This is a genomic window from Pedobacter sp. (genome assembly GCF_035317785.1).
Taxonomy (GTDB): domain Bacteria; phylum Bacteroidota; class Bacteroidia; order Sphingobacteriales; family Sphingobacteriaceae; genus Pedobacter.
Genome location: NZ_DATHGC010000241.1, coordinates 1 through 5,094, shown reverse-complemented (window position 1 = coordinate 5,094; position 5,094 = coordinate 1). Strand labels below are relative to the sequence as shown.

Here is a 5,094-nt window from a genome sequence, read left to right as displayed (position 1 = left end):
TCTAAAACTATCGCCTTCTTATAAGACTCTTGATAAAGTCTACCAAATTTGGCATCTGTAATTTCTACTGACATCTCTTAAAGTTAATCATTAATAAATACTTCTTCGTGGAGATGTTAAGTCTGTATAGGACGAGTCACTGACCCCTGCCTGATCTTAACATCCTTTAATAAATTTAAAATATTTTATTCGTCTACTTGATGATTACAAATATTTTACAGATATTTGCACACTCTTAAAAAAATTAAGCGAAGAACAATTAACAATATATTATAAGGCATGTCTAGAGTTTGTGATCTAACCGGAAAAATGGCAATGACAGGTTTTAATGTTTCTCACTCAAACGTTAAAACTAAGCGTAAGTTTTATCCCAACTTACAACTTCAGAAATTTTATATTCCTGAGGAAGATCGTTGGATAACACTGAAAGTATCTACTTCAGCTATCAAAACCATCAATAAAATTGGTATTACAGAAGCGATCAACCGCTTCATGAAAAAAGGATTTTTGTAGAAACAATTGGTTGATGTGAAATCAACCGTAATAATAAGAAAATGGCAAAAAAAGGTAACAGAGTACAAGTTATTCTAGAGTGTACAGAACATAAAACCAGTGGCATGCCTGGTATGTCTAGATATATCTCTACTAAAAACCGTAAAAACACTACTGAAAGATTAGAGTTGAAAAAATTCAACCCGGTCCTGAAGAAAGTAACTGTACATAAAGAAATTAAGTAATACGTTTAGTATTAACGACTAAACACAATCTATTTAGATCATGGCAAAAAAGGTAGTTGCAACCCTTAAAACGGGTAAAGGAAAAGAATATTCAAAAGTCATCACAATGACTAAATCACCGAAAACAGGTGCTTATTCTTTCAAAGAAGTTATTGTTCACAACGATCACGTTCAGGATGCTATTGTTGCATCTAGAAAATAATATTAATATTAGCTAATATTAAAGCCGTCCCTTTATACTGGGAGGGCTTTTTTTATTTTATCAAAACATTCATATGGGTTTATTCGATTTTTTTAAGAAAAAGGAGACTGCGCCAGAAGCGCAGGATGCTCTCGATAAGGGATTAGAGAAAACTAAAGAAGGTTTTTTAAGTAAGATCACTAAAGCCGTAGCCGGCAAATCTACTGTTGATGATGATGTCCTGGATAATCTGGAAGAGGTTTTGGTAACTTCCGATGTGGGTGTCAGCACGACATTAAAAATTATGGGGCGCATTCAGGACCGGGCTGCCAAAGATAAATACCTTTCTACTTCGGAGCTCAACGGCATGCTGCGTGATGAGATCCAGCTGCTCCTTGCTGAAAACAACAGCAATGATTTCAGAAATTTTGAATACGGAGGCGATCATAAGCCATATGTAATTATGGTCGTCGGTGTAAACGGAGTGGGCAAAACCACAACAATCGGCAAACTGGCACACAAACTAAAAGCGGAAAACTTAAAGGTGGTTTTAGGAGCAGCGGATACGTTCAGGGCTGCAGCTGTTGACCAAATCAAACTTTGGGGTGAGCGTGTGGATGTACGTGTGGTGGCACAGGCCATGGGTTCAGATCCGGCATCTGTGGCCTTTGATACGCTGCAGTCTGCTGTAGCAAATGGTGAAGATGTAGCTATTATTGATACTGCCGGACGCCTGCACAATAAAGTCGGTCTGATGAACGAGCTGGGCAAAATAAAAAATGTCATGCAAAAGATCGTTCCCGGGGCACCGCACGAAATACTGCTGGTACTGGATGGTTCGACCGGTCAAAATGCCTTTGAGCAATGCAAGCAGTTTACTGAAGCTACGGATGTAAATGCATTGGCCATTACTAAACTTGATGGCACGGCCAAAGGTGGCGTGGTGATCGGTATTTCTGATCAGTTCAAGATCCCGGTAAAATATATCGGGGTTGGCGAAGGGGTGAACGATCTTCAATTATTTGATAAAAAAGCTTTCGTTGACAGCTTGTTTAAATAGACAAAAGCATTCTAATTAGAATACATGAATACAAAAACAATATCCAGGGTAGCACCCGCAAAGAAACCTAAGATCAATGTGATCACATTAGGCTGCTCAAAAAATACTTACGACTCTGAGGTATTAATGGGTCAATTGCGCGGCAACAGCCTGGATGTGACCCATGAGTCCAATCAGATGGGCAAGGATGACATCGTAGTGATCAATACCTGCGGATTTATTGACAATGCCAAGCAGGAATCAATAGACACTATACTTCAATACAGCCAGTTAAAAAACGAAGGAAAAGTCGGAAAAGTAATTGTGACCGGATGTTTATCTGAACGGTACAAGCCGGAACTGGAAGCCGAGATCACCAACGTTGATGCTTACTTCGGCACCAATGACCTGAACAATTTACTGCATTCTCTGGGTGCCAATTACAAACATGAGCTGATTGGCGAGCGCATGCTGACCACTCCTTCTCATTTTGCTTATTTTAAAATTGCCGAAGGCTGTAACCGTCCCTGTTCGTTTTGCGCCATTCCTTTAATGCGCGGCAAACATGTATCGAGAGATATGAACGAGCTTGTAAACGAAGCCAAAATTCTGGCGGCAGGCGGCACTAAGGAACTGATCCTGATCGCGCAGGACCTGACTTATTACGGCCTGGACATCTATGGCAAACGTAATCTGGATGAATTATTGCGCAGAATCTCTGATGTAAACGGCATAGAATGGATCAGACTCCAATACGCATACCCTTCCGGCTTCCCAATGGAAATCCTCGAAGCCATGAATGAGCGGGAGAACATTTGCAAGTACCTGGACATGCCATTGCAGCACATTACAGACAACATGCTGAAATCTATGCGCAGGGGCATTACCAAACAAAAGACCATTGACATTGTAAACCAGATCAGGGACAAAGTGCCCAATATCGCGATGCGGACCACATTGATCTGCGGATACCCGGGCGAGACCGAACAGGATTTCGAAGAAATGCTGAATTGGGTGGAAGAAACACGTTTTGACAGATTGGGTTGTTTCACATATTCCCATGAAGAAAAAACACATGCCCACAATCTTATTGACGATGTTCCTGAAGAGGTAAAACAGGAACGTGTAGATGCCATTATGGAACTGCAGCAGGGCATTTCATTTGAGATCAACCAGGAGAGAATAGGCAATACTTATAAGGTTTTGATAGATAGAAAAGAAGGCGGCTTCTTTATAGGCCGTACAGAATTTGATTCGCCGGAAGTGGACAACGAGGTGTTGATAGATGCAGCCACTGGTTATGCAGCGATCGGCAGCTTTGTACAGGTTAAGATTGACCGGGCAGAGGATTTTGATCTGTATGGACAGATTGTAAAATAAAGGCTTGAAACTATGAGTTATAGTTTATTAACTTAAATTCGTGGCAATGCAAGCTAAATACATCTCCTACAAGGAAACCAACGCTTTCTCTTCAATAGTGCTGGATTATATTGACAGCAAATCACTATTGCGCCCCTTTTATCAATACTCCCCGGACCACCAGGGCTTTGCTGAAGCTATAGAAAAGCGGGATTTTACAGGAGACCGTTCCATACTGGTCAGTACGCTGAACAAACAATATTCGGGGATTGAAACCCTTGATTTGGTCCGAAAAAACATAGCTTTACTAGCTGATAAACAAACTTTTACCATTACTACAGGGCATCAGCTCAATATATTTACCGGTCCGCTTTATTTTATTTACAAAATTGTTACGGCCATAAACCTGGCCAAAGAACTTAAAGCAAAATTCCCTGACTATAATTTTGTACCGGTCTATTGGATGGCCACCGAAGATCATGATTTTGAAGAAATCAACCATGTGAAGATCGAGGACAGGATGCTGACCTGGAACAAACCGGCAGCAGGCGCTACAGGACAGCTGAGTACCAAAGACATGGAAGATGTGCTGGTAGCTTATAAAGGCTATCTGGGAATCAGTGAGAACGGCCTTCAGCTGGCAGAACTGACAGACCTGGCCTACTCCGGACAGCATAAACTGAGTGATGCTACCAGGATACTGGTAGATGCACTGTTTGGAAAGTACGGACTGGTGTGTGTGGATGCCGATGACCGGGCTTTGAAGCAGCAGTTTTCGGAGATCGTTTTTAAAGACATTACCGAACAAAACAGCTTTCAGCGGATTTCTGAAAGCAATAAATCTCTCGAAGATCTGGGTTATAAACCACAGGTCAACCCAAGAGAGATCAACTTTTTTTACATGGCCGATGGCCTGCGGGAAAGGATCATACGGGAGGGCGGCATTTATAAAGTAATGAATACCGGAATTGGTTTCAGCACTCAGGAACTGCGGGAGGAGATCCATGACTTTCCCGAAAGGTTTAGTCCGAATGTAGTGATGCGACCGGTATACCAGGAGGTGATCCTGCCGAATCTGGCCTATATTGGCGGCGGTGCCGAAACCACCTACTGGCTGCAGCTAAAGGCGAGCTTTGAGCATTATGGCGTGGATTTTCCTGTTTTGATCCTGAGGAACTCTGCACTGGTCATCGACAAAAGAAGTGAAGCCAGGATGCACATTTTAGGCATTAGCCATAAAGACCTGTTTAACAACACCGATTTACTTAAGAATGAATGGATCAAAGCCCATGTACCACTTCGGTTCGCACTGGAAGATGAACAGCGTGCCATCAGCTTCATATTTGAGCAGATCAAGCTGACAGCTTACAAGATCGACAAAACCCTTTCTGAATCGGCGGATGCGGCTAAGACCAGGACGTTTAAACTGATTGCGACGCTGGAAAAAAAATTACTGAGGGCAGAAAAACGAAAGCATGCCACTTCACTCTCTCAGATCGACAGCCTGAAGGACAAATTGTTCCCTTCCGGAGTTTTACAGGAACGGGTGCTGAATATTGCTCCGATGTACGTGCTTTATGGCCCTGACTTTATTGAAGCACTGATCAGCAGTTTTAAACCGCTGGATCATGAATTTACAGTTCTATTTGCCTAAAAAATAATGACCTTTTATACTTTTACAGAAAAAAACCTGCGCCAGTTTACTGAGAATGTCTTCCTGAAAATGGGATGCCCGGAAAAAGATGCAATACTGGCTGCTGATGTACTGCTGAGATCTG

General features: G+C 42.0%; 6 protein-coding genes. All 6 read left to right on the top strand.

Going from position 1 to position 5,094, the window contains the following annotated elements; all coding sequences use genetic code 11:
- Window positions 1-279: 279 nt before the first annotated feature.
- The gene (gene rpmB / locus VK541_RS14720; RefSeq protein WP_324371077.1) at window positions 280-513 is read left to right on the top strand and encodes a 50S ribosomal protein L28; all 234 of its coding nucleotides are present in this window, start codon (window positions 280-282) and stop codon (window positions 511-513) included.
- Between the two features lie 41 nt (window positions 514-554).
- On the top strand, window positions 555-737 hold the full coding sequence (rpmG, locus tag VK541_RS14715; protein WP_008242799.1) for a 50S ribosomal protein L33: 183 nt from the start codon (window positions 555-557) through the stop codon (window positions 735-737).
- A gap of 40 nt (window positions 738-777) precedes the next feature.
- Window positions 778-939, top strand: a complete 162-nt coding sequence (locus VK541_RS14710; RefSeq protein WP_324371076.1) for a DUF4295 domain-containing protein — start codon at window positions 778-780, stop codon at window positions 937-939.
- Window positions 940-1,012: 73 nt separating this feature from the next.
- A complete protein-coding gene (gene ftsY, locus VK541_RS14705; protein WP_324371075.1) occupies window positions 1,013-1,978 on the top strand; it encodes a signal recognition particle-docking protein FtsY in 966 nt (321 codons plus the stop codon).
- Window positions 1,979-2,002: 24 nt separating this feature from the next.
- Window positions 2,003-3,337: a 30S ribosomal protein S12 methylthiotransferase RimO gene (gene rimO, locus VK541_RS14700; protein ID WP_324371074.1), complete on the top strand. Its 1,335-nt coding sequence runs from the start codon at window positions 2,003-2,005 to the stop codon at window positions 3,335-3,337.
- 46 nt (window positions 3,338-3,383) lie between these two features.
- Window positions 3,384-4,970 carry a bacillithiol biosynthesis cysteine-adding enzyme BshC gene (bshC, locus tag VK541_RS14695; protein WP_324371073.1) on the top strand — a complete coding sequence of 529 codons (1,587 nt, stop codon included), beginning with the start codon at window positions 3,384-3,386 and terminating at the stop codon, window positions 4,968-4,970.
- Window positions 4,971-5,094 lie beyond the last annotated feature (124 nt).

Bases quoted from the DNA above. Each gene is read 5' to 3' on its own strand.
- ftsY (WP_324371075.1), top strand. From the start codon at position 1,013: ATGGGTTTATTCGATTTTTTTAAGAAAAAGGAGACTGCGCCAGAAGCG.
- VK541_RS14710 (WP_324371076.1), top strand. From the start codon at position 778: ATGGCAAAAAAGGTAGTTGCAACCCTTAAAACGGGTAAAGGAAAAGAA.
- rpmG (WP_008242799.1), top strand. From the start codon at position 555: ATGGCAAAAAAAGGTAACAGAGTACAAGTTATTCTAGAGTGTACAGAA.
- rimO (WP_324371074.1), top strand. From the start codon at position 2,003: ATGAATACAAAAACAATATCCAGGGTAGCACCCGCAAAGAAACCTAAG.
- rpmB (WP_324371077.1), top strand. From the start codon at position 280: ATGTCTAGAGTTTGTGATCTAACCGGAAAAATGGCAATGACAGGTTTT.
- bshC (WP_324371073.1), top strand. From the start codon at position 3,384: ATGCAAGCTAAATACATCTCCTACAAGGAAACCAACGCTTTCTCTTCA.